21 protein-coding genes and 1 tRNA gene are annotated in these 20,336 nt (G+C 39.3%); 11 read left to right on the forward strand and 11 right to left on the reverse strand.

The features are described from left to right. Positions 1–106 precede the first annotated feature (106 nt). Genes QVH07_RS04205 through QVH07_RS04215 form a run of 3 tightly spaced genes read left to right on the forward strand, consistent with a single transcriptional unit; the run spans position 107 to position 4,539 of the window. A complete protein-coding gene (locus tag QVH07_RS04205; RefSeq protein ID WP_289998897.1) occupies positions 107–2,506 on the forward strand; it encodes an ABC transporter permease in 2,400 nt (799 codons plus the stop codon). A 16-nt stretch (positions 2,507–2,522) separates the two neighbouring features. After that, on the forward strand, positions 2,523–3,206 hold the full coding sequence (locus tag QVH07_RS04210) for an ABC transporter ATP-binding protein (protein ID WP_289998898.1): 684 nt from the start codon (positions 2,523–2,525) through the stop codon (positions 3,204–3,206). Then, on the forward strand, positions 3,199–4,539 hold the full coding sequence (locus QVH07_RS04215; RefSeq protein ID WP_289998899.1) for a TolC family protein: 1,341 nt from the start codon (positions 3,199–3,201) through the stop codon (positions 4,537–4,539). Before QVH07_RS04210 ends, QVH07_RS04215 begins: the two co-directional genes overlap by 8 nt. A 21-nt stretch (positions 4,540–4,560) precedes the next feature. On the opposite strand, the gene QVH07_RS04220 is transcribed toward QVH07_RS04215, so the two are convergent. Beyond that, the gene (locus QVH07_RS04220) at positions 4,561–5,148 is read right to left on the reverse strand and encodes a DUF4136 domain-containing protein (RefSeq protein ID WP_289998900.1); all 588 of its coding nucleotides are present in this window, start codon (positions 5,146–5,148) and stop codon (positions 4,561–4,563) included. Positions 5,149–5,330: 182 nt separating this feature from the next. Next, positions 5,331–6,260, reverse strand: coding sequence for an NAD-dependent epimerase/dehydratase family protein (locus tag QVH07_RS04225; protein ID WP_289998901.1), 930 nt, complete (start codon positions 6,258–6,260; stop codon positions 5,331–5,333). 123 nt (positions 6,261–6,383) lie between these two features. Here QVH07_RS04225 and QVH07_RS04230 point away from each other — a divergent pair, with 123 nt between their 5' ends. Continuing rightward, entirely contained in the window at positions 6,384–6,725 is a 342-nt protein-coding gene (locus QVH07_RS04230; RefSeq protein ID WP_289998902.1) for a PadR family transcriptional regulator, read from the forward strand. After that, on the forward strand, positions 6,715–9,321 hold the full coding sequence (locus tag QVH07_RS04235; RefSeq protein ID WP_289998903.1) for an FtsX-like permease family protein: 2,607 nt from the start codon (positions 6,715–6,717) through the stop codon (positions 9,319–9,321). The genes QVH07_RS04230 and QVH07_RS04235 overlap by 11 nt, the downstream gene beginning before the upstream one ends. 121 nt (positions 9,322–9,442) lie before the next feature. Here the strand turns inward: QVH07_RS04235 and QVH07_RS04240 are convergent, their stop codons facing one another. The 5 genes from QVH07_RS04240 to QVH07_RS04260 are packed head-to-tail and all read right to left on the reverse strand — an operon-like array spanning position 9,443 to position 12,013. After that, entirely contained in the window at positions 9,443–9,913 is a 471-nt protein-coding gene (locus QVH07_RS04240; protein ID WP_289998904.1) for a ClbS/DfsB family four-helix bundle protein, read from the reverse strand. Further along, positions 9,897–10,523 carry a DUF998 domain-containing protein gene (locus QVH07_RS04245; RefSeq protein ID WP_289998905.1) on the reverse strand — a complete coding sequence of 209 codons (627 nt, stop codon included), beginning with the start codon at positions 10,521–10,523 and terminating at the stop codon, positions 9,897–9,899. Before QVH07_RS04245 ends, QVH07_RS04240 begins: the two co-directional genes overlap by 17 nt. A 42-nt stretch (positions 10,524–10,565) precedes the next feature. Beyond that, positions 10,566–11,162, reverse strand: a complete 597-nt coding sequence (locus QVH07_RS04250; protein ID WP_289998906.1) for a YdeI/OmpD-associated family protein — start codon at positions 11,160–11,162, stop codon at positions 10,566–10,568. 17 nt (positions 11,163–11,179) lie between these two features. Continuing rightward, a complete protein-coding gene (locus QVH07_RS04255; RefSeq protein ID WP_289998907.1) occupies positions 11,180–11,578 on the reverse strand; it encodes a hypothetical protein in 399 nt (132 codons plus the stop codon). 18 nt (positions 11,579–11,596) lie between these two features. Next, a complete protein-coding gene (locus tag QVH07_RS04260) occupies positions 11,597–12,013 on the reverse strand; it encodes a DUF3052 domain-containing protein (RefSeq protein WP_289998908.1) in 417 nt (138 codons plus the stop codon). 269 nt (positions 12,014–12,282) lie between these two features. Here QVH07_RS04260 and QVH07_RS04265 point away from each other — a divergent pair, with 269 nt between their 5' ends. From QVH07_RS04265 to QVH07_RS04280, 4 genes are all read left to right on the forward strand, one after another. Further along, entirely contained in the window at positions 12,283–12,954 is a 672-nt protein-coding gene (locus QVH07_RS04265; RefSeq protein WP_289998909.1) for a hypothetical protein, read from the forward strand. A 128-nt stretch (positions 12,955–13,082) separates the two neighbouring features. Next, a complete protein-coding gene (locus QVH07_RS04270) occupies positions 13,083–13,859 on the forward strand; it encodes a bestrophin-like domain (protein ID WP_289998910.1) in 777 nt (258 codons plus the stop codon). Between the two features lie 54 nt (positions 13,860–13,913). Continuing rightward, positions 13,914–14,753 (forward strand): LytR/AlgR family response regulator transcription factor, encoded by an 840-nt coding sequence (locus QVH07_RS04275; RefSeq protein WP_289998911.1) that lies wholly within the window; start codon positions 13,914–13,916, stop codon positions 14,751–14,753. 131 nt (positions 14,754–14,884) lie between these two features. Continuing rightward, positions 14,885–15,676 carry a CPBP family intramembrane glutamic endopeptidase gene (locus QVH07_RS04280; protein WP_289998912.1) on the forward strand — a complete coding sequence of 264 codons (792 nt, stop codon included), beginning with the start codon at positions 14,885–14,887 and terminating at the stop codon, positions 15,674–15,676. On the opposite strand, the gene mmuM is transcribed toward QVH07_RS04280, so the two are convergent. The 3 genes from mmuM to QVH07_RS04295 form a co-directional block, all read right to left on the reverse strand. Continuing rightward, a complete protein-coding gene (gene mmuM / locus QVH07_RS04285; protein WP_289998913.1) occupies positions 15,665–16,588 on the reverse strand; it encodes a homocysteine S-methyltransferase in 924 nt (307 codons plus the stop codon). The genes QVH07_RS04280 and mmuM overlap by 12 nt on opposite strands. Beyond that, on the reverse strand, positions 16,585–17,943 hold the full coding sequence (locus tag QVH07_RS04290) for a S41 family peptidase (RefSeq protein WP_289998914.1): 1,359 nt from the start codon (positions 17,941–17,943) through the stop codon (positions 16,585–16,587). Before QVH07_RS04290 ends, mmuM begins: the two co-directional genes overlap by 4 nt. Before the next feature lie 181 nt (positions 17,944–18,124). Then, positions 18,125–18,198: transfer RNA gene (locus QVH07_RS04295), tRNA-Ile, on the reverse strand. Positions 18,199–18,299: 101 nt separating this feature from the next. Between QVH07_RS04295 and QVH07_RS04300 the strand changes: the two genes are divergently transcribed. Together QVH07_RS04300 and QVH07_RS04305 are read left to right on the forward strand one after the other, a co-directional pair. Further along, complete coding sequence (locus QVH07_RS04300) at positions 18,300–18,929, forward strand: HAD family hydrolase (RefSeq protein ID WP_289998915.1); 630 nt, start codon at positions 18,300–18,302, stop codon at positions 18,927–18,929. Next, positions 18,922–20,031, forward strand: coding sequence for a site-2 protease family protein (locus QVH07_RS04305; protein WP_289998916.1), 1,110 nt, complete (start codon positions 18,922–18,924; stop codon positions 20,029–20,031). Before QVH07_RS04300 ends, QVH07_RS04305 begins: the two co-directional genes overlap by 8 nt. A gap of 8 nt (positions 20,032–20,039) precedes the next feature. Here QVH07_RS04305 and QVH07_RS04310 read toward each other — a convergent pair whose 3' ends face one another. Further along, positions 20,040–20,336 (reverse strand): rhodanese-like domain-containing protein, encoded by a 297-nt coding sequence (locus tag QVH07_RS04310; protein WP_289998917.1) that lies wholly within the window; start codon positions 20,334–20,336, stop codon positions 20,040–20,042.

Here is a 20,336-nt window from a genome sequence, read left to right on the forward strand (position 1 = left end):
GGGGCTTTTTTTATGGCACAAAAGTGGGGTATAAGGAAAATGCTTTTGAGAGCTAAACCAACTATTACTACTACAGAAAACCTAAAATCAGCTAACCTGACCATCCATGTGGAAGAACTATTTAAAAATTTCTTTTAGGAATCTCAAGAAGAGAAAGCTTTACACAGCGATTAACTTACTTGGGCTGACCGTGGCTTTGGTGAGTTTCATTCTGATTTCTTTGTATATCCATCATGAGTGGAGTTATGATCGAATGTATACCGGTTCTGAACGAATTTATCGCTTTACACAGCTTTTTGCGGATTCTCAGGAAAGAGAAATGGTGAGTAGTACTCCTTCTTCCTTGCCACCCACAGTCATGGAAGAGTTTGATGAAGCAGAAGCGGCGACTTTACTTTTTGACTTGAGCATTTTCCAATCGGTGGTCATCGAATATCAGGGCGAACAGCAGGAAGAGAAGAAGTTTGCCTATGCTGATGAAAATTTCTTTGATGTTTTTGATTTTGAAGTATTGGTCGGCAATCCTCAAACCTTCCTTTCTGAACCCAGGCAAATGGTGCTTACTAAATCCACCGCTCGGAGATACTTTGGTTCCGAATTCGCTGCTGAAGGAAAAACCTTAAAGGTGGAAACCAGCGAATACCTGATCACAGGGGTAATGGAAGACTTCCCTTCAAACAGTCATATTGATTTTGACTTTATCGTTTCCTTCAAATCTCATCGACATGGAAGAGAACCTGAATGGTCTCCCAGTAACTACTATACCTATGTCAAGGTAAAAGAGGGAACCAATATGGAGGCTTTTGAGTCAAAGCTTGCGACCATGAGCGAAAAGTATCTGGGAAAGGAGATGCGGGAATATGGTATTGAAACTGGATTTTTTCTGCAGCCGGTGATTGATATACACCTTGGAGATCAATCTTTAAATAATATTAAGCCAACCACGGATATTAAGTACCTGTATATTTTTGCAGTCGTAGCATTACTTCTTATAGCCATTGGTGTTATAAATTATGTGAATCTAGCTACCGCTGAAGCCACTGAGCGGAACAAAGAAGTTGGGCTTCGCAAAGTTTTAGGAGCGATGAGGGGGCAGCTTTTCGGACAGTTTGTTTCTGAGTCGATGATTCTCACATTTGCTTCCTTATTATTTAGCTTGCTCGCCATTTATGTTTTGGCACCACAATTTTCAAATTTTGTAGGATTTGAAGTGGGAGCACAAAATCTCCTTAGTCCAATTTCCATTCTTGGGATGATTGGATTGGTTGTTCTGGTAGGTTTGTTGGCTGGAATTTATCCTTCCCTAATTCTTTCAGGAATGGAGCCTATAAAGGCATTGGGTAATAATATTAAACTCGGTGGAGGGGCCTGGGTGAGAAAAGGACTTGTCGTTTTTCAATTTTTTGTTTCAATGGGACTTTTGATAGCCACATTTGTGGTTGAGTCACAGCTGTCATTTATGCGAGAAGTGAATCTTGGCTACAATCAAGAACAGTTGATCTCGATCAATTATCCTTATTCTTTAAGAGATAAAGCAGGAACTCTTGTAGAAGAAATGAAGCGCTCTGGCTCTGCGATTTCGGGGGCTCAGGCGGCTAATAGTCCTATTTTTATTCAAGCAGGATACTCAATTATGTCGGGAGGGGATAATCCTGAAGATTTTTCCATTACAGGATATTCTGTTGATAAGGATATTGTCCAGACTCTTGACTTGGAGTTATTGGCAGGTGAAGATTTTTCTGATGCAGACCCTACTAGACAGCAAGCCCAAGAAAGGGAATCTATCCATCCGGTCTTATTCAATGAGAATGCCATTCGACGGATGGGGTGGGACCCTGAGGAAGCGATAGGCAAGACGGTGAACCTTGGATTTGGAATGGGAAGAGTGAAAGGTGTAGTGAAAGACTTCTATTTCAACTCCCTTCACTATTCAGTGGGTCCACTTGTCATATTCAACGACCCTAATAATTCAAATGTGCTTTTGCTAAGACTTCCAGGTGGAAACCCTGCACCACATCTCGCTAAGCTTGAGGAAATCTGGAAGGAAACTGCACCAGGTAGACCCTTTAATTATGAATTTGTGGATTCAGCTTATGGTCAAATGTATAATGCTGAACAAAGGATTAGCCAGGTTTTTGGACTGTTTTCAGGTATTGCCATATTTATTGCATGTATGGGACTGTTTGGCTTGGTTTCATATGTGGCCTTAAGAAGAACAAGAGAAATAAGTATCAGAAAAGTACTAGGTGCTACTCAAATCAATGTCATTCAGGTCTTATCAGCTGACTTCTTCAAATTACTCCTGGTATCATCTGTCATGGCCATTGGTTTCGGGATGTGGTTTGCAAGTAGCTGGTTACAGGATTTCGCAAATAGAACACAGATTGGCGCTTTGCCCTATGTTATTTCAATACTTGTTGTTCTAGCTTTGGCCACCATAACCATTTCTTACCGGGCCTGGAAAGTCTTCAAGCTCAACCCAGCAAAAACTTTAAAAACCGAATAATTAACACCATTCACCAATGATTGAATTAAGAGAACTCGATAAGTTCATCGAATCCAGATTCCAACGGATTTTTATACTTAAAGGCATAAACCTGACTATTAATGAAGGGGAGTTTGTTACCCTTATGGGCCCTTCTGGAGCAGGTAAGTCCACGCTATTGAACATACTCGGTTTACTCGATGATGATTATAAGGGTGAGTATCTGATTGATGGGAGACCTATTCACAGGATGAAGGAAAGGGAACGATCCTCTCTTCACAAGAGTGAGTTTGGCTATATTTTTCAGGCTTATCATCTAATCGATGAACTGACGGTTTTCGAAAATATTGAGACTCCTTTGCTTTATAGAAAGGTGCCGAGCTCTGAGCGAAAAAGTATTATCGCGAATCTTTTGGATCGCTTTAATATGGTAGCCAAAAAAGATCTATTCCCTTCTCAGCTTTCTGGTGGACAGCAGCAGCTAGTTGGCATCGCGAGAGCTATCGCGGGTAAGCCAAAGGTACTTTTAGCGGATGAACCTACGGGTAACCTACACTCTGCACAAGCACAGGAAATCATGGAAGTTTTCCAGGAATTACATCGTGAAGGGGCTACGATAATTCAAGCCACACACGCACGTTCCAATGCAGATTATGGAACAAGATTGATCAACCTTGTAGATGGTAAAGTTACAACTGATGAAACGATACAACATGCGTAAGCTGTTCATATTTATTTATTGCCTTTCATTTAGTGCTCCTGTTTTTGCTGTTCAGGACACTTTAAAAATGGATTTTGCCACTGCTGTGAATCTCGCGCTGGAGGCAAATCTTGATTATCAAATCCAATCCAATCAGCAGGAAGTTCTGAAAAAGGAGAAGCAAACTGCCTTGGCTTCCCACTTTCCTTCTGTCAATGTGGGTACTACATTTTCAAGACAGTCTGGACAGCAGTTTCAGCAGATCGAAGGGGAGATAGTGGTGACCAATGTGACCAATGAAATCATTTCTGGTGGGCTGAATTTGGAGATGCCTTTATTTAATTCCGGTCGTAGAATTTTTGATACCCAATCTTCAAAACTAGCCTGGGAGGCTGGTGAGATGGGTCTGGAAAGAGCAGCTCAGCAAGTAGTTTTTGATGTGGCTCGAAGATATCTTCAGGTTTTGCTGGATAAGGAATTGCTTAGAATTGCCAATGAAAATCTTGAAAACCAGAAGGCACTTTTGGAGCAAATTACCGGATTTACAGAGGCAGGGCTCAGAACTCTGGCGGATCAGTATAATCAGCAGTCTGAAGTAGCTCGGGTCGAATCCACAGTGGTGGATGCAGAGATTCAGTATGAAAATGATCTTTGGGACTTGAGCGAATACCTTCAGCTCGAACCTGGAGTCATTCCTGATATTATAGAAGTGGATCCTGCTGTAAATTCTATGAGTTATGAGGGAATGAGCACAGTAGAGCTTTATGATATTGCCCTAGGAAATAGAGTTGATATCAAACAACAGGAGCTACTCACCAACTCTGCTGAGAAGAGTCTAAAAGCAAATAAAGCCATGTATTATCCAAGGTTGAATGCCTTTTACAACTACAGTACCTTTTTTACTTCTCTGGACGATCGGTCCATCCAGGAACAATTGCTTACAATCTATCCACAAAATAATCTTGGAATGAGATTAAGCATTCCCATTTTCAATAATCTGAACAATAGACTTAATGTAACGAGAAGCAGAGTTCAGCTTAAAAATCAAGAATTGAGGAAAGAAGCTTTGGATAGAAGTATTTATCAAGACGTAAGATTAGCTAACCAAAATTATCAGGCTGCCATACGAAAAGAGAAAAATACACGAGTTCAGGTGGTGGCTGCCGAAGAGGCACAAACTGCAGTAAGTGAGCGATTCAGGCTTGGTTTATCAAACTTTGTAGACTTATCTACCGCGAATCAACAGCTAGTGGCTGCCAAAGGTGATGCTGCTCAGGCTATTTATACGCTTTTCTTCCAAGAAGTAATTATGAGGCATGCATTAGGTACGTTGAACCCTCTTGGGATAGAGTAAAAAATAAGGAAGAAATCAAAGTTATTCTCCTTTCTCCCGATTTAATAATTTGAATTCATTCATTACCCTATATGCTGCACGGGTAAGGTCCGCTTGAAAATCAGGAGAATAAGGATCGAAAGCAGCTGCAGTGTACCCTTGCCAAATGGTATTACCATACTTGTTGTCAATTACATAAATCACCAGCATACCATTATTCTCGCTGTATCTCACCATGTTGTAGGTTTCGTCCTTTTCCTGCTCCTTTTGTAATTCTCCATTTTCATCTCGGTACGTGTAACCCGTTCTTTGAAGCCAATATTCCAGCTCAGGCTGAACATACCCCCTGTAGCGGATGGAGTCAAAAAACACCTTATAACTTACCAGCATGTCTGGTCTCTCTTCCTTTTCTATATATCCCTGAGACCCAAGCCTTGCTCCGATGGTGGAATTCATGATGGGGGTAATCAACAAAGTGTCTTTAACCTCAGACTCGAGAAAAGAATAAGTTTTGTAGTTTTTGAAAGAGCCTTGGTAGTTGTAATCATATTCAGCTACGTAATCCTTCTGACCAAAACAACCAGAAGCTAAAAGCCCAATGGATAAGAGGTAAAGTAGAGTTTTTTTCATCCCTATTGACGGTTAATGTTTTGTTTTACTGGAGAAACTATTTGGGGATCAGCCTCATAAGATAATTCAATAAGTAAAAAAGCGCAACTCATGATTTAAACCTTAACTTATTTGTAAAGCAACGGACTCATTTCAATAATGAATTTACCGAGGCCAAAAATTCGTGTATAAGTAACTAATGATCATTCCATTAGGTTTAAACTTCTTTTCAAACCTATTTCTAGAGGAGTAGGGTGGAGGTTATATTTTTTTGCGATTTTTCCTGAGTAAAACCGATAGTCTTGATCCAATTGATATCGGTTTTCTTTCATTTCTTTGAGTATAGGGACAAATAAACCCAAGATATTCACCCCTAGAGCAGGTAGGACTGTTAATTTTTTATTTGATCCCAAAAGCTTATTTACCTCATCTACCAGTTGACTGGCGGAGGGAAAGTCTTCGCACGTGGGAAGATTCCATGTCTGATTCCAGGAATCATCTTGCTGGGATAAGAATGCGGTAGCATATCCTGCATCTGGAATATAAGTGAAAGAATGTGCTCGATCTCCAGAATAAAGCCATTGTGGGTTTTTGCCAGTTTGAATTTTATTAAAGATCATTTCATTCGGGATACTATTTTGTGCATCAGGACCATAAAAGTCAGCTGCCCGAGCTACCAGTGCAGTAACTCTTTTTTCATCTATAGCTTTCCAAAGCATCTCAAGGATTTCCTGTCTGACCTTTCCCTTTGGTCCTTTCGCCCCAAACGGAGTCTCCTCTGTGATATGACCAATATGCTCCGGATCTAAGGCATACATATTGTCAAAAAAAACTAGTTTGGAATTAGAGACCTCACAAGCATCGATCGTATTTTTCATGACCTTAGGCCATTGATCCTTCCAAACCTTAGTAGAATACTGAAGACCCGCCAGAAGAAAGACCACATCGCTTCCGTCAGTTGCCTTTTTTACATCTTTAGGATTTAGTAGATCGCCAGACAATAATTCGTCGTTAGGGTTAGTTTTTTTTGGATTTCGACTGAATTGACGGATTCGGTTTTCAGTTCCTGCGAGATGTTTGGATACCGATTTGGCAATGTTTCCATTCGCTCCGAGGATGGTATAGGTTTTCATAGGCGGTTGAAAAAGGTTAAATAAAATATAAGGATAAAAAAGTGATTTAATTAAAGGTGTTCTCTATGATTTTTTGTTTTACAAATATGAAAGTAATATATTAGATTCATATTTGTAGAATAAATGAAAAGATACCACTTAGGAGAGTTTGAGGAACTTGTTTTACTCACTGTTGGCATATTGGATCAAGAAGCTTATGGAGTTTCTGTATTGGAAGAGATTAAGGCACAGACGGGTAGAAAAGTTAATATCAGCGCTGTTCATACCGTATTAAATCGTTTGGAAGATAAGGGCTTGCTTACCTCGAAGATGGGTGGTGCAACTGAAGAAAGAGGCGGAAGAAGGAAAAGACTTTTTGTCCTTTCTTCAGCAGGTCGTTTGGCTCTGGAAGACGTGAGGAATATGAGGAATAAGCTTTTTGATCAACTCCCGCCTTTTGCTCTAGATTTTTCTAATGGATACTAAGCATTCACATGAGCCGCCGAAGCTAGCCATTCGATTTTTGGAGTGGTACTGCAACCCAGAAAAGCTTGAGGAAATAGAAGGTGATGCTTATGAACTTTTCAATTTAAATCTCCAGGAAAAGGGTCTTTCCTATGCCCGTTGGAAATTCATCTGGCATGTGATCACTTTTTTCAGGTGGAGCAATATTAGAAGACGAAAACCAACTTACCAATCCTATACCCAAGCTGCCATGTTCAAAAGCTATTTCAAATTAGGCTGGAGAAATCTCCGCAATCAAAAACTAACCACTTTTATTTCTGTTTTTGGGCTATCAACTGCCGTGGCCTGCAGTCTTGTGGCTTACCTTTTTACTGAGCAGATTTGGTTTAAGGGTGTAAATCAGAAAAATAAGAATGAGCTCTATCAAATTGTGTACAAGGTAGAGCAAGATGAAGGAATAGTCACAAAAGGAACGATTGCGGAGCCAGCCTATGAATTACTAAATGCTTCATCTTCAAAATATCAGGGCTTAACCAGGGTTTGGAGGGGATCCAATGTGTTAATCCATAACAATGAAACCTATTTCCCAAGGACTCAATTTGTAGACTCTGATTACATGGAGATGTTCAGTTATGACATTCAAAGCGGTTATTCTGGCGCCTTGGAAGATCCTACCCAAGTTATTTTATCTTCTGAATTTGCAGAAAGACTTTTCGGCGATTCTCCTGCCATAGGGCAAGAAATTTCATTGGTCATCGCAGAAGAAGAGAAATTCTTTAAAGTAGCTGCAGTTTTGGAGCCCTTGAAGGATATTGAGATTTTTGAATTTGAGGTGTTGGCCCGATTTGATTTGATTTGGTCCAAAAATGAAGATTTGATCTTACAGGATCAATGGAAGAAAGAGTGCTGGACTTTTATCCAGTTAAAGAATGAATCAGAGCTTGCTAACCTGAAATCGACTTTTGATCAAATTCAGTCCAGTCAAAACCGGATTAATTTGGATCAACCATATTTGGAAATAAGTACCATACCATTCACAGAATTGGTTCCTATGGCTTCCAAAATTGATAATGGAGTGATTGGTTTTATGGGGCAGGGTCCAATCATCCTTTTAGCCACCATAGCCGGGTTTATTCTGGTTTTGGCCATTTTCAATTATGTTAATATTTCGATTCTTATGGCCACAAAAAGGCTAAAGGAAATCGGAGTGAGAAAAGTAATTGGTGTCAGTCGGTTCCAATTGATCCTACAATATCTGAGTGAGAATTTTCTTGTTTGCCTTGGGGCAATTGTATTTGGTTGCTTGATAGCGAGTGCCTTCTTCTTACCGGGATTTAATTCCATTGCATTCAAAAATCTCCAATTGGACTTACTTGGTAATTGGATGGTCTGGGCTTGGTTAGGTGCACTTTTACTTTTTCTTACCATCGCTTCTGGAATCTATCCCGCCATATACATCTCTTCGTTTAAGCCAATTACCATTCTCAAGCAGAAGGCGGCAGTTGGTAAAAAAGGTTGGATAACTCAAACTCTTCTCACTTTGCAATTCACTCTGGCTATTATCGGGATAATTGGAGGATTGGCTTTCGTGCAAACAAATGCCCAAAATGCTGAACGCGAATGGGGATATGACAGCGAGAATAAAATCATTTTGAATGTTCCTGATCCAACTAAATTTCAGGTTTTGGAAAACCAAATTCAAAACAATTCTAAGGTGATCAGTACTGCAGGGAGTAATTCATTTATCGGAAATTGGATTAATACAAATGAGATGAAAGTTGGGGATACTGAAATTTCTACTCAATTTCTTTTGTCAGATCCAGATTACTTAACCGAAATGGGTGTAGAACTTCTTACGGGTCAATCTCTGGACGAATTGGTTCCTGCTGATCACGAAACTTCCATCCTGGTCAATGAGACTTTTGTCAAGGAATCAGGGCTCTTGTATCCAATTGAGTCTATTGTAGAAATCGATAGCGTGGACCATAGGATAGTTGGTGTGGTTAAAGATTTTCATACGATCTACTTCCAGTCTGAAGTGGAGCCTATGGTTATGAAAGCAAGCAATACCAAAGATTTTGACCATTTGACTCTGAGTTTTAGCGCTGGAAATGACCAGGAAGCCATGGAAGAAGTCAGAGCGATTTGGCGAGAAATTTTCCCAAAAGACCTATTCACGGGGCAATTCCAGTCGCAGGTTTTTGACGGCGCTATAAATGATGCTCGGGGAGTTCAGAATGTTCTCTTGGTGGCTGCAGGATTGTGTATAATTTTAGCTGCCATGGGTTTGTTTGGCCTTGTTTCATTGAATCTAAAAGCCAGAATCAAGGACTACTGTGTGAGGAAGGTTTATGGAGCCGGTACTCCGGGGCTGGCAGTAGGTTTGGTTCGTCGGTATCTTTTATTAGGAAGCCTCTCAGCTGTTCTAGGTGGAGGGCTTGCATGGTATGCCGTTGGAGGATTTTTGGACAGTTTTTTCGCTTTTCACAGTGGAGTAGGTCTTTTTCCGGTAGGTGTAAGTATTGCCTTATTGTTCATTGTAGTTTTGCTTACAGGAGCCTATCAAATGATTTATTTAAATAAGGCAAACCCTTCGGTCGTTTTGAAGTCGGAATAGAATTCCATGGTCCGTGATGTGTTCACTTTTTCATCCAAAGAACTCAAAGAAACGAATTCTGGAAGATTGCTTTTTACCTTCAAGGTTGCTGTGTTTTGGAACTGTTGAGAAATTCGTTTTATTATTTGATTCCTCTTTTTATCAACTTGATAGCCCAATCATAATGGCTGGAAGTAGCTGAAATTAGGTAGGCTCCAAGAGAAGTTGAACCCGTCCAATTATACCTTTTCTTTTCAAAAAGCTCTTCATTGCTATGTGAATCAATGATGTTACGAACTTGCCCAAAAGAACGATCAAGCATTTTTTTTACCTTCTCCAGATCAGTTTGGGTGTACTTGTCATTAATCCATTTATTGAATTCAGGCAAGGTTTTCCAAGTGTAGCCCTTTGCAGGAATGCTTGGTTTCTCACCCCGCATGCCTACCTCATACCAATCCATCACCATAAGATGCCAATGATGAAGGTGAGCTAAAACATCCCTGATATTTCGATTTAAAGTGTTTGTTTTGAATTCCATCTTTTGCTCCTCTGGTGATAAAGAGTCCACCAGTTTCTTAAGTTTCTTAAAATTTTCTTCACTTAAGAGAAGCATTTCCTCCTTGGATTTTGGCCTGGGCATGTGAAGATTTATTTTTGTTCAGCACTAATTCGATTGAAGTCCATCCTGTCCAGCCGAATACAATTCCAAAAATCAAACGGTGAGTGATAGGCATTGACCAAAAGCCAAGGGTGAATCCAATCATTGCTGTTGCTAAAACTCCGGCCGTTAAATTTGCCCTTTTTCTAATTTTCTGAGGGAGATTAGGATTTGAACCCATTCTAGACAGTCCAAAAAACCAAAAAGCCAAGCCAATGCAAATGGAAACTATATGAGCTTTGGAAACCGGAGAGGTCTCTTGATCAAAATCTATGGGAATTGCCGTAACGGCAAATCCTAATCCGAAAATGGATAGAAGGATAGCTAATAAACGATCATTCTGGAGTTGTCCGTAGCCCCAGCCAAAGAGAAACAAGAGAAATCCAACAATGACAAAACCAAAAAAATTAAAAAGTACGGAGTTTGGTTGGCCTTTGGCACCAAGCATACTAATAAAATCATTCAAAAAGCTGAATTGATTATTTAAAACCCCAAAGACCAGCAGGGATAAAATCAGAATAACTACTGAAAGTAATCCGGTAAGACCAACGGTTTTTTCTTTCACAGTGGGAAGGGTGGGTTGAAACCAACAATTTAAAAAAAATCCTTAAACGGGTCCTTTATCTCTTCCCTTGGGATGATTGGCTTTAATGTTTAAAGCTGCTTTTTCGGCAGTCTGCCTAATTCTTTTCTGTCTTGTGGAGTCAGTTTTTGCAGATTTAATCCACTTTAGAATTCCCCGTTTTGAAGACTTTGGAAACTTTTTGAAAAACCTTTCTGCTTCCGGATATTCTTTGAGGGCTATTTTTAAATCATGAGGGATAATCAAGGCCTCAACATCATCGAGAAAATCCCATGACCCATTTTCCTTTGCCTTTTTTATCGAAGTGAATCCGGCTTTTTCCATTCGATTTGTTTTTATCAGCCGCTCTGCTTTTTCTTTGTTTATTTTGGACCAATTGCTTCTAGGATTTCGAGGTGAAATCCTGATCATGGTTTGTTCTTCATTGAGTTTTCGAGGCAAACTGTCTACCCAGCCAAAACACAACAATTCATCGACTATATCAGAGTAGCTGACATAGTTTTTACCAGCCCCCTTTTTCCACCTTACCAGCCAAATGCTTTCTTTCAAGTCATGATTTTTTTCTAACCATGCCCTCAATTCGGCTATGCTATTGATGAAAATCTTTGAGTGGTCGATCAATCTTTTTATTGTTTGGATTATTTTCGTTTGGCCTGATACTTTTTTACGATAGGGGTGAAGTCCTTCTCTGCTGATTTTTCTATAAATGCTTCAAAAAGGTCCAGGTCTAGCCTATCCGCTGAAGAAAAATTAAAACAGCCTTTTTGAAATTTAATTCCTTTTGAACCTGCCTTGAATTCCTCAATAGTATCCGGGAAGGCATACATCACCATGGAATGGAACGTGTAATGTTTTTGGGTTTTGACCAGACCATATTTAAAAACTCCATCCTGATTAAAGACCAAACCCTCCTTGCCCATTACATCTCCAACGGTTGAGTTTACTGTTTTATCCATTAAATGAATAACATCACTTATGGTCATAAATAGTGCTCTATCTTGCTCGCTTAGACGGTTGTAAAATTCTTTTAATTCCATTTTTGATTCAATCAGACTTTACAAACCTCTATCCTTTACAGGGATCACAAACTTCAATCCCGACCAAATTTCATTTACCGCACAGACTTTTATATCCACTAACCCTGCTTTAAGACCGATTTCTCTTACTTTATTACCATCAAGGTTTGATTTGATTTTTGATGATTTTTTAGGCCAGGAAATCCAGATCATCCCACTTTCCTCTATCAGACCCTTCAGAAAACCAATTTCATTTTGGAGTTTTGATGCGTCGATTACAAAATAATGGATGAAGTCTACTTTTGATTCATCGTCTTCAAGAAACTCTAAGTTTTGAGGTAAATCTGCGAAAAAACTAAAATACCCATCTGGTGGATGGACTATTCTAAGCCTAAAACCTTCCTTAATTCCAAGTTTTTTCACGAGAGGAGTGCCTGAATATCCGGAGGAATTCATCTAAAATCTGTCATTGGTTTACCAAGATAAAAAAAACTTTCTTGCTGGCTTACTACTGATTATCAAAGGATTACGAATCTAAGATACTGTTGAAATTATCTTTGAAAAATTACATTTGTTATGTCGCTAATCTTTATTTGGGGTTTTCAGCCTTGAAAATTGTATTATTTTGAGTTATTGGCATTTTTATTGATATCAAATGCGAAAATATTTATATGAAAAGCTAGTTTTTTCATTATTGACTTAACCATCACCCTAATAACTGTAAAATGAGAAGATTATTAACTTTTAATTCCATTATCGCCCTGGTTTTGATATTTGTTGTGTCCTCCTGTATGAGCAACATGGATGTGAATCAGGAGCCAGTTGAACCTGAATCTGAACTTATTGAAATTGATGAATCCCAAGGTGGAGAAAATGAAAGACGATGGAATTTTGACAAGAAAGCAACCCGCTTTTATTTTGAAAGATTCAGCAATCAACTCGATCCCAGGCAACCAAACGGTGATCGAGTAACTTCTCCCGATGACTTCGCCCTTTTCTTTCCTGGGGTAGGTGAGGGAAATGCCACTTTCATGGGCAAAGCTCTAACCTTTATTAATCAGCAGGCCACCATAGATGAAAATGGTCAACAAGGAACAATAGCTGCACCTGTTACTCAATTTTATGCTGACGAGCTAGCTGCATTAGGAATTAAAAATATACCTGATGAAGTGAGTTCTATTACTACAGATAAGAGGGGGAACTCCGTGTGGTTTAAGAATATAGGAAATGCGGTGACTCCCATTTCTGAGATACGATTTAATTTCGAAGCAGAGGTGGAGATAATAGGAGGTACGGGAAGGTTTGATGGGGCTACCGGAAAAGGAAAAGTAAGAGGCTTCTTTAATCCTACCACCGGAGAGGGCTCAAGTATAATAATTGGTAAGATTCAGTTTTAATTAATTTGTTGATCACCCGTTAAACCCTGGAGATTAATTCTTCGGGGTTTTTAGTGCCCTGTATCCAACGTTATTTTTTTGAAATGAGAATAAAGACTGCTTTATTTAAGCATTGAGTTAACAACAAAATGTATTCATTTTTTCTAGACACTCCTTTAATAACCGGATTAGTTCTATTTGTGCTAATGGTTGTTGCTTTTGCAGTATCTGTTTATCTCATCTCTCACAGACTTTTTAAAAAGTATCTAACCAAAGAGCATGAACGAGCCGGAAGGGTACTATTCCGTACCTCAGCCTCTCTTTTGGCACTTATTCTTTCTTTCACTTTTGCCAATGAACGAATCGTTTATTATCAAATAAAGGATGCCCTGATTTCCGAAGCCACACATCTAGTTGATATTTATGTAGATTTAAATGCGTACGGTGGTCAAAATGCGGAAACAATAAAAGATTTACTCGTTGAATATGTAGATTCTGTTTTAGAGGAGGGGTGGATTCCTGATAGTAAAAGTCTTTTCGATACCAAAACCACTGAAACTTATAGACAAATTTATTACAGCTTGCAGGATTTAGAACCTAAGAGTCCACAACAGGAGTATTTAAAGTCGGCCATGCTTGAAGATGTAGATTTCCTCTCGAATTACATGCAAGTGAGAATATATCAAACCAGACAGTCGATCCCACAAGTCTTTATTACTTCCGCTGGAGGCCTTTTTATTACCATGATTTTGTTTGCGGTTTATCGCCCGGATAGAATTACGATTTTTTTCTTAGCTCTGTATTCTGGATTTATAGGTACAATTATTTATTTCCTAATCGTCATGAGTCAGCCACTGCAAGGACCAATGCAAATTCGAGCTGAACCATTTTTGATTTTGAAGGAAGCAGCAGAATTGAGACAATAAATATGGGGTGCTGACATTTGAAATGTTAGCAGTCAGAAACTCTAATAGAAATAAATGCTAAAACGCATTGTTGATATATTTACCCAAAAGCTTCCCCAGCAAACTGTTAGATCTCAGTTTTTTGAGGCTTTGTTTTTGGGATTATTCGTTGGGGCCTTTATTTATGTTTTCCAGCCATTTGGAACTTATGAGGACAATTTTCTTTATAAAGATCAACTCCTTTTGGGTTACGGTGTGGTTGTTTTTATCGCTTATTTTCCATTAAAGACTGGATTTTTGTTTCTGCAGAAAGAGGATAGCCCAACCCTCTTAAGGGAAACTCTGAATCTAAGTTTGATTTTCTTTCTGATCTCGATTGTTTGCTTTATCTACTTTATTGCATTCATCAGTCCTGACACCGCATGGACACACTTTACGGATTTTATAATTTTTTCATTCGCCATTGGAATTCTTCCTTTAATGCTCATCCTGTTTTGGCGATATTTTGATGCTGAGCAAAAGGCACTTCTGGAAAAATCAAAATCGGTTACCCAAAAAACAGAAGAAAAAACGATTGAAATTCATGGGCAAAATAGAGGTGAAACGTATCGGTTTTTGGAATTTGATTTAATCTATTTTCAGTCCAGTGGAAATTATGTAGAAGTATTTTTTACAAAAGATTCAGAAATAAGAAGTGTCCTCATCAGAAGTACCTTGGCCCTTATATCGAAACAGCTTCCGGGAGAGAATTTCATAAATGTCCATCGTTCATATTTAATCAACCGACCCCATTTTTCGAGGCTTAAAAAAGACCAGGGAAAGGGTTCGCTTATTTCGGAAAATCTCGGAGTTGAAGTCCCGGTATCCCGAGGAAATCTAAATGTAGCAGAACAAATAGTAAAAGATTTTCGCTGACATTTCATCCCTGAAATCGGCAAATTATCCCTATCAGTTGCATTAAAACACACATTTCGTCACCTCGCCACTTAAAGTTGCAAGAGATCGATAAGAGGATTTTGTTTGTGTCATCATCAAATCAATAAGTCATGAGCACAAATCAAATTTTAAAGAGTTTAGCAGTATTTGCATCGGTGTTATTATCCTATAACTTCTGGAACATTGTGAGTTACTTTTCGCTTGATTCAGTTCAAATAGTAACGAATCCATACTTGGATTCCTTTCTTTTCAATTGCCTTTGGGCAGCCCCAGTTGTGATCACTTCATTCCTTTTATTTGGAAAAGAAGCTCTGGAAATTTCTGGTATAATGAGATCTCCGTTAAAGGGATTATTTATAGGCTTAACTTGTTGCGTTCCTCTTTTTATAATTTTTGCATTTGCTTTTCCCATGAATGAAAATTTCAATCCATTTTATGTTTTTCAAAATTCTTTATTATCAGGGTTCTTTGAAGAACTGATATTCAGAACCTTCTTTTTTGGAGCACTTTATGGACTACTTCGATGGAGATTTTGGCCGGCAGTTCTGCTCAATGCTGCGATTTTCAGCTATGGTCACCTATACCAAGCCCATGATTTTCTTTCCAGCTTCCTGACCATTTTCGTGACTAGTATTGGGGCGATTTGGTTTGCTTGGCTTTATATCAGATGGAATTATTCCATATGGGTGCCGATGGTCTTGCACACTTTAATGAATTTAAGCTGGCATCTCTTTTCAGTAGCAGATGGAACCGCAGGTGGAGGCGTGATTTCCTATGTCGCCAGGGCTTCCGTGATTGCGGTGTCCATTTACCTTACCCTTAAGTATACCCCTCCAATGAAGCCAATAACAGGCGAAGAAGAATCAGAGAAAAAACCCGAAAAACTGGGTTTATCCTTTTAGATACTTATCTCTCAATTGAGAAATGTGGCCTGGACCAATTCTGCAGCATCCTCCGATGATGTCTGCACCCAGGTCAATCCATTCTTTGGCCATCTCAACGAAAAGATTGGGGTCGGCTGTTCCCATCCAGGTTTTATTTGTTGCATTAAAAGCCTCACCGGAATTAGGGTATACAATTATCCTTTTTCCGGTGTTTCCCTTTTTGATTCTTTTGATTAACTCTGAAATGTATTTTGGCTTGGTACAGTTCACACCGATAGCAAAAACAGCAGGATGATCTCTAAATAGTTCAATGGCGAGCTCTATCTGGGTTCCATCATTGATCTCGCTTCCACTTTTACAGGAGAAAGAGACCCAGGAAGGTTTTGCTGCTTCCCGGAGTATTTCTGAAAGTACTTTGGCTTCGCCAAAGCTTGGAATAGTTTCAAAAGCCAAGAAGTCAGATTCGGAATTATCCAGGATTTCAATTCTTTCTTGATGGAATTTTCGAATGACTTTTTCTGAAACCTGATAGTTCCCTCGGTATTCTGATCCATCTGCCAGGTATGCACCATACGGTCCAAGGCTGGCAGCAATTAATGGTCTTTGTTTAATCAAGCCTTGCTCTTCGGCTCTGAGGATGGCACTTTGAACAAGTTCGATGGATTTAAGCAATAAAGCTTCCAAGGCCTTCGCCGGAAAGCCTAGGTCCAATAGACCTTGCCCTGATACCTGGTAGCTTGAAGTGGTAATAATTTGGGCTCCAGCCTTGATGTATTCGTAATGAGTTTGAATTAGGGCTTCGGGTTTTTCCACTAGAAGTTTTGCCGTCCAAAGTTTGTGGTTCAGGTCATTACCTTGAGATTCAAGCACATTGGAAAGGCCACCGTCGAGGATTAAAGGAAAGGATATTTGATTAAGATCCAATGTCAATTTTGTGAAATTAAAATCTTGGCTTTTTCCATATGAAGATCTTTTTCTTCGAGTAAATCCTGAATATTAGGCTCAATTTCGTAATCAGGCAGGAGTCCTCTGTTGGAAGTAAGTTGCTTTTTGGATGGATCAAATGTGATATGATATCTGGGAATACCTATCCTGAACTGAGTATTTTTCAACGTCACATATTGCTTGGATCCTGCGGCAAAGCCTTCATAACGTGTACCAGTCTCTTCACCAATAAAGATAGCATCTCCATATTCCTTTAGATACCTGGCTATGGTATTTCCGGCTGAATAGGTTCTCCCGTCAACCAGGACGATGATACTACCTGTAAAAGCCAAATTAGAAGCCTTGGGAAAGCGATAATTCCTGATTTTACCTTCCCAAGAAATCGTTCTTTTAAGTAAGGGGGAATCAGATGGTTTTTTTTGAATAAAAGGAACGATGTCATCAGCAAATTCATTTAGACCACCTGTATTTCCTCTTAAGTCGATGATTAGGTTTTGAATCTCATTTTGCTTCAATTCCTCAAATATGGTTTTATAAAGTCTTTTTGAATTAATGTCATTTTCTTCGACCCGAGCTCTATCAAAGGAGGGGATAGTGAGAAAAGATGTTAGTCCTTCAAATTCTAAGGAATAAAAGGCATCTGTTTCTTCCATTTCCTGGGCTCGCGCCCGGTTTGGATAGTATTCAGCATAGTTTTCAAAATGTTTTTCTCTTGTTAAAGCCTGAATACGGGTTTTCTGGATTTCCCCTGATCCTGACTTGGTTTCGATTTCAAATCTATTTTCCCGATCCACGTAGAGGTAATACATCCATGAAAAATTATTTTCAATGGTTCGCTGAGCATAGGTTCTAATGTCCCCATCCGTAGGTGTATTTAAGTAGATTTTTCTCAAAATATCTGAACTCCTCATACCATTGATCGATAGAATTTCATGACCTCTGATTAACTTCTGTTCTTTAGACAGATCAAGCCAGACCCAAAGTTTTTCATCGGCGATTTTTACCGAAAGTGGGATATATTCAAACTTATTTTCAATGAATCCAGAATGCACTGGATCCTCCCAATTACCCAATGAAAAGTGGCCCTCGTTGCTAAAAGCACAGAGCTGACTCACCAAATCAAATGCTTCAAAGGCTGAATAAGTGGGTGTAGAGATGGTGGAGAAAAGGCTATCGGTGCTACTTTGAAAGTCAGGATTATATGCCTCCAAAGCAGGGTTGAATTCTTCAATGGCTTCTTTGAGTTGAATCAAATCTTCCATCACTTGTTCTTTTGTAAGATCCTGTCCAAAAGCTGAGACACAGAAAAATAGCAGGAAGGCGATAAAAATTGACTTCATGGCAGGTAAATTATAGTTGGTTTATTATTACAATAAAATAAAAAAGCCACAGACTTTCCTCTCAGATTTTCTTTTGATGTTACCCGGCCTCCTGACTAACTTCGTTAATCTAAATAAACTTCTCGTCCAGATCATTTGAAACGCAAAAAGCCCTGTCCAAAGACAGAGCTCTTAACTTCTGTGGGCCCACCTGGGCTCGAACCAGGGACTTTCTGATTATGAGTCAGATACTCTAACCAACTGAGTTATAGGCCCAATTTAGTTCACATTGAAGTTTAGATTCTAAACTTCGCAAACCTTGGTTTTGGGAGTGCAATGTTACATATTTGAATTCATATTCACAACCAACTTTTGCGATGAAAAAGAAGCCGGAGGCTGACTTTGTTATTTTTGATCTTGGGAATGTCATCGTCGATATTTTCTATACTGAGACGCTCGATTACATCAAGCAAAAAGTAGCTCCAATACATCATGAAAGAGTTGCGAGTTTCTACCTCACTGATTTTCACAAGGATTATGAAAAAGGTCTGATCAGTTCTGATGAGTTCAGACAGGAAATCAAAAACTATTTTGAGGAGGATTGGTCTGATGAATTTGTAGATCATTTATGGAATTACCTTCTAGGAAAGATTCCTGTGGAAAGATTAGAATTGGCAAAAAACCTTAAAGAACATTACAGAACCGGAGTTTTAAGCAATACAAATGAAATTCATATCCAGGCTTTGAATAAGATTCTAAAGGAGGATCATGGCCTGGAATCATTACATGATTTATTTGAGCATGTCTATTTCAGCCACGAAATGAACCTATCCAAACCAGATCCTTTGATCTATAAAGCTTTGGTCGAAGACCTAAATACCACACCCGAAAAAGTAATATTCTTTGATGACCTTAAAGCTAATGTGGAAAGTGCCAGGGAAATAGGCATACAGGCCCATCAGGTCACCGGACCTAATGTAATTTTTGATTTTTTTAAGCATGTATAGTCCCAAAGAATACCTCCGGCATGGGGTTTTACTTGTTTTGACGATCATTACCACCACTCTTGCGGGTTCAGAGTGGCTCTTCGGAAAATCTGTTTTGGGCGAAGAAGATACTATGCTTACTTGGGAATATTTCTGGAGATCTACGGCTTTTTCCTTTTCATTTATCGGGATTCTTTTTGTCCATGAAATGGGACACTTACTTGTTTCCATTAGAAATAGGGTGAAAAGCTCCCTGCCTTACTTTATACCTGCGTGGTTTGGATTTATTGGGGCCCCATCTATAGGTACTCTCGGAGCGGTGATTCGGATGAAATCCCTGGTAAATAGCAGAAGGAAATTTTTCGATATTGGAATAGCCGGTCCATTAGCCGGATTCGTAGTTGCACTTGGAGTTTTGGCTTATGGTTTTGTGTCACTACCCGAGTTGTCATACTTGTATGAAGTTCACCCAGAATATGCGGACCCAAACTTCGAAGGATATGGTGAGGATGTTCTGAATTTTGAACTCGGAAACAACCTCCTTTTTTACGTGATGAGTGAGACGCTGGCGGACCCTAATCGAATGCCGGAAATGTCTGAAGTCATCCACTATCCGTATTTGTTTGCAGGTTATTTAGCATTGTTTTTTACAGCCCTAAACTTACTTCCCATTGGGCAGCTTGATGGAGGTCATGTGGTTTTTGGCTTGTTTCCAAAGCGACACAAGGAAATATCCTTAGCTGCTTTTTGTGTTTTTATTGGGTATGCAGGATTGGGGGTAATCTCCCCCTTTATGCCAGGTGATGATCTTCTGTTTAGAATTCCTCTTTATTTAGGGTTCTTATATATATGCCTTCACAAGTCGGGCCTCAGCCCACAAAATAAATTGACACTGGCTTTATCCATTGCAGCATTGCAATACGCAATAGTGTTTATAAAACCTGACTGGGAAGGCTATCAAGGCTGGTTATTTTTCGCTTTTTTGATAGGAAGAATCATGGGTACAAAGCACCCTGAAGTAACCGGTTTCAAGGAACTGGACCAAAAAAGAAAGGTCTTGGGATGGATAGCATTGGCCATTTTCATCCTTTGCTTCTCCCCAAAACCCTTTATTTTCTCCTGATAAAAGCTTTATAAGTTTCGATAGGCCATGATTCCACCTAGGACATTTCTTACTTTAGAAAAGCCCTTGGTTTCTAGGAATCTTTTGGCATTGCCACTTCTGGCACCTGATCTACAGTGTACGATGATTTCACTATCCTGATAATCCTCCAGCTCCTCAAGACGGTTAGGCAAATCTCCTAAAGGAATATTTTTTGCCCCAAGGTTATCTTCTTCATATTCCCATTCCTCCCTCACGTCTAAAAAAACGAATTTGTCACCGGCATCTAATCGCGATTTCAAATCCTGAACATTGATGTCTTCCAT

It is taken from the genome of Algoriphagus sediminis (genome assembly GCF_030403435.1).
In the GTDB taxonomy this organism is placed as follows: domain Bacteria; phylum Bacteroidota; class Bacteroidia; order Cytophagales; family Cyclobacteriaceae; genus Algoriphagus; species Algoriphagus sediminis.

Bases quoted from the DNA above. Each gene is read 5' to 3' on its own strand.
- QVH07_RS04260 (WP_289998908.1), bottom strand. From the start codon at position 12,013: ATGAATTCCTCCGGATATTCAGGCACTCCTCTCGTGAAAAAACTTGGA.
- QVH07_RS04215 (WP_289998899.1), top strand. From the start codon at position 3,199: ATGCGTAAGCTGTTCATATTTATTTATTGCCTTTCATTTAGTGCTCCT.
- QVH07_RS04210 (WP_289998898.1), top strand. From the start codon at position 2,523: ATGATTGAATTAAGAGAACTCGATAAGTTCATCGAATCCAGATTCCAA.
- QVH07_RS04305 (WP_289998916.1), top strand. From the start codon at position 18,922: ATGTATAGTCCCAAAGAATACCTCCGGCATGGGGTTTTACTTGTTTTG.
- QVH07_RS04275 (WP_289998911.1), top strand. From the start codon at position 13,914: ATGCTAAAACGCATTGTTGATATATTTACCCAAAAGCTTCCCCAGCAA.
- QVH07_RS04225 (WP_289998901.1), bottom strand. From the start codon at position 6,260: ATGAAAACCTATACCATCCTCGGAGCGAATGGAAACATTGCCAAATCG.
- QVH07_RS04265 (WP_289998909.1), top strand. From the start codon at position 12,283: ATGAGAAGATTATTAACTTTTAATTCCATTATCGCCCTGGTTTTGATA.
- QVH07_RS04230 (WP_289998902.1), top strand. From the start codon at position 6,384: ATGAAAAGATACCACTTAGGAGAGTTTGAGGAACTTGTTTTACTCACT.
- QVH07_RS04270 (WP_289998910.1), top strand. From the start codon at position 13,083: ATGTATTCATTTTTTCTAGACACTCCTTTAATAACCGGATTAGTTCTA.
- QVH07_RS04280 (WP_289998912.1), top strand. From the start codon at position 14,885: ATGAGCACAAATCAAATTTTAAAGAGTTTAGCAGTATTTGCATCGGTG.
- QVH07_RS04300 (WP_289998915.1), top strand. From the start codon at position 18,300: ATGAAAAAGAAGCCGGAGGCTGACTTTGTTATTTTTGATCTTGGGAAT.
- QVH07_RS04240 (WP_289998904.1), bottom strand. From the start codon at position 9,913: ATGCTTCTCTTAAGTGAAGAAAATTTTAAGAAACTTAAGAAACTGGTG.
- QVH07_RS04220 (WP_289998900.1), bottom strand. From the start codon at position 5,148: ATGAAAAAAACTCTACTTTACCTCTTATCCATTGGGCTTTTAGCTTCT.
- QVH07_RS04205 (WP_289998897.1), top strand. From the start codon at position 107: ATGTGGAAGAACTATTTAAAAATTTCTTTTAGGAATCTCAAGAAGAGA.
- QVH07_RS04235 (WP_289998903.1), top strand. From the start codon at position 6,715: ATGGATACTAAGCATTCACATGAGCCGCCGAAGCTAGCCATTCGATTT.
- QVH07_RS04290 (WP_289998914.1), bottom strand. From the start codon at position 17,943: ATGAAGTCAATTTTTATCGCCTTCCTGCTATTTTTCTGTGTCTCAGCT.
- QVH07_RS04255 (WP_289998907.1), bottom strand. From the start codon at position 11,578: ATGGAATTAAAAGAATTTTACAACCGTCTAAGCGAGCAAGATAGAGCA.
- QVH07_RS04310 (WP_289998917.1), bottom strand. From the start codon at position 20,336: ATGGAAGACATCAATGTTCAGGATTTGAAATCGCGATTAGATGCCGGT.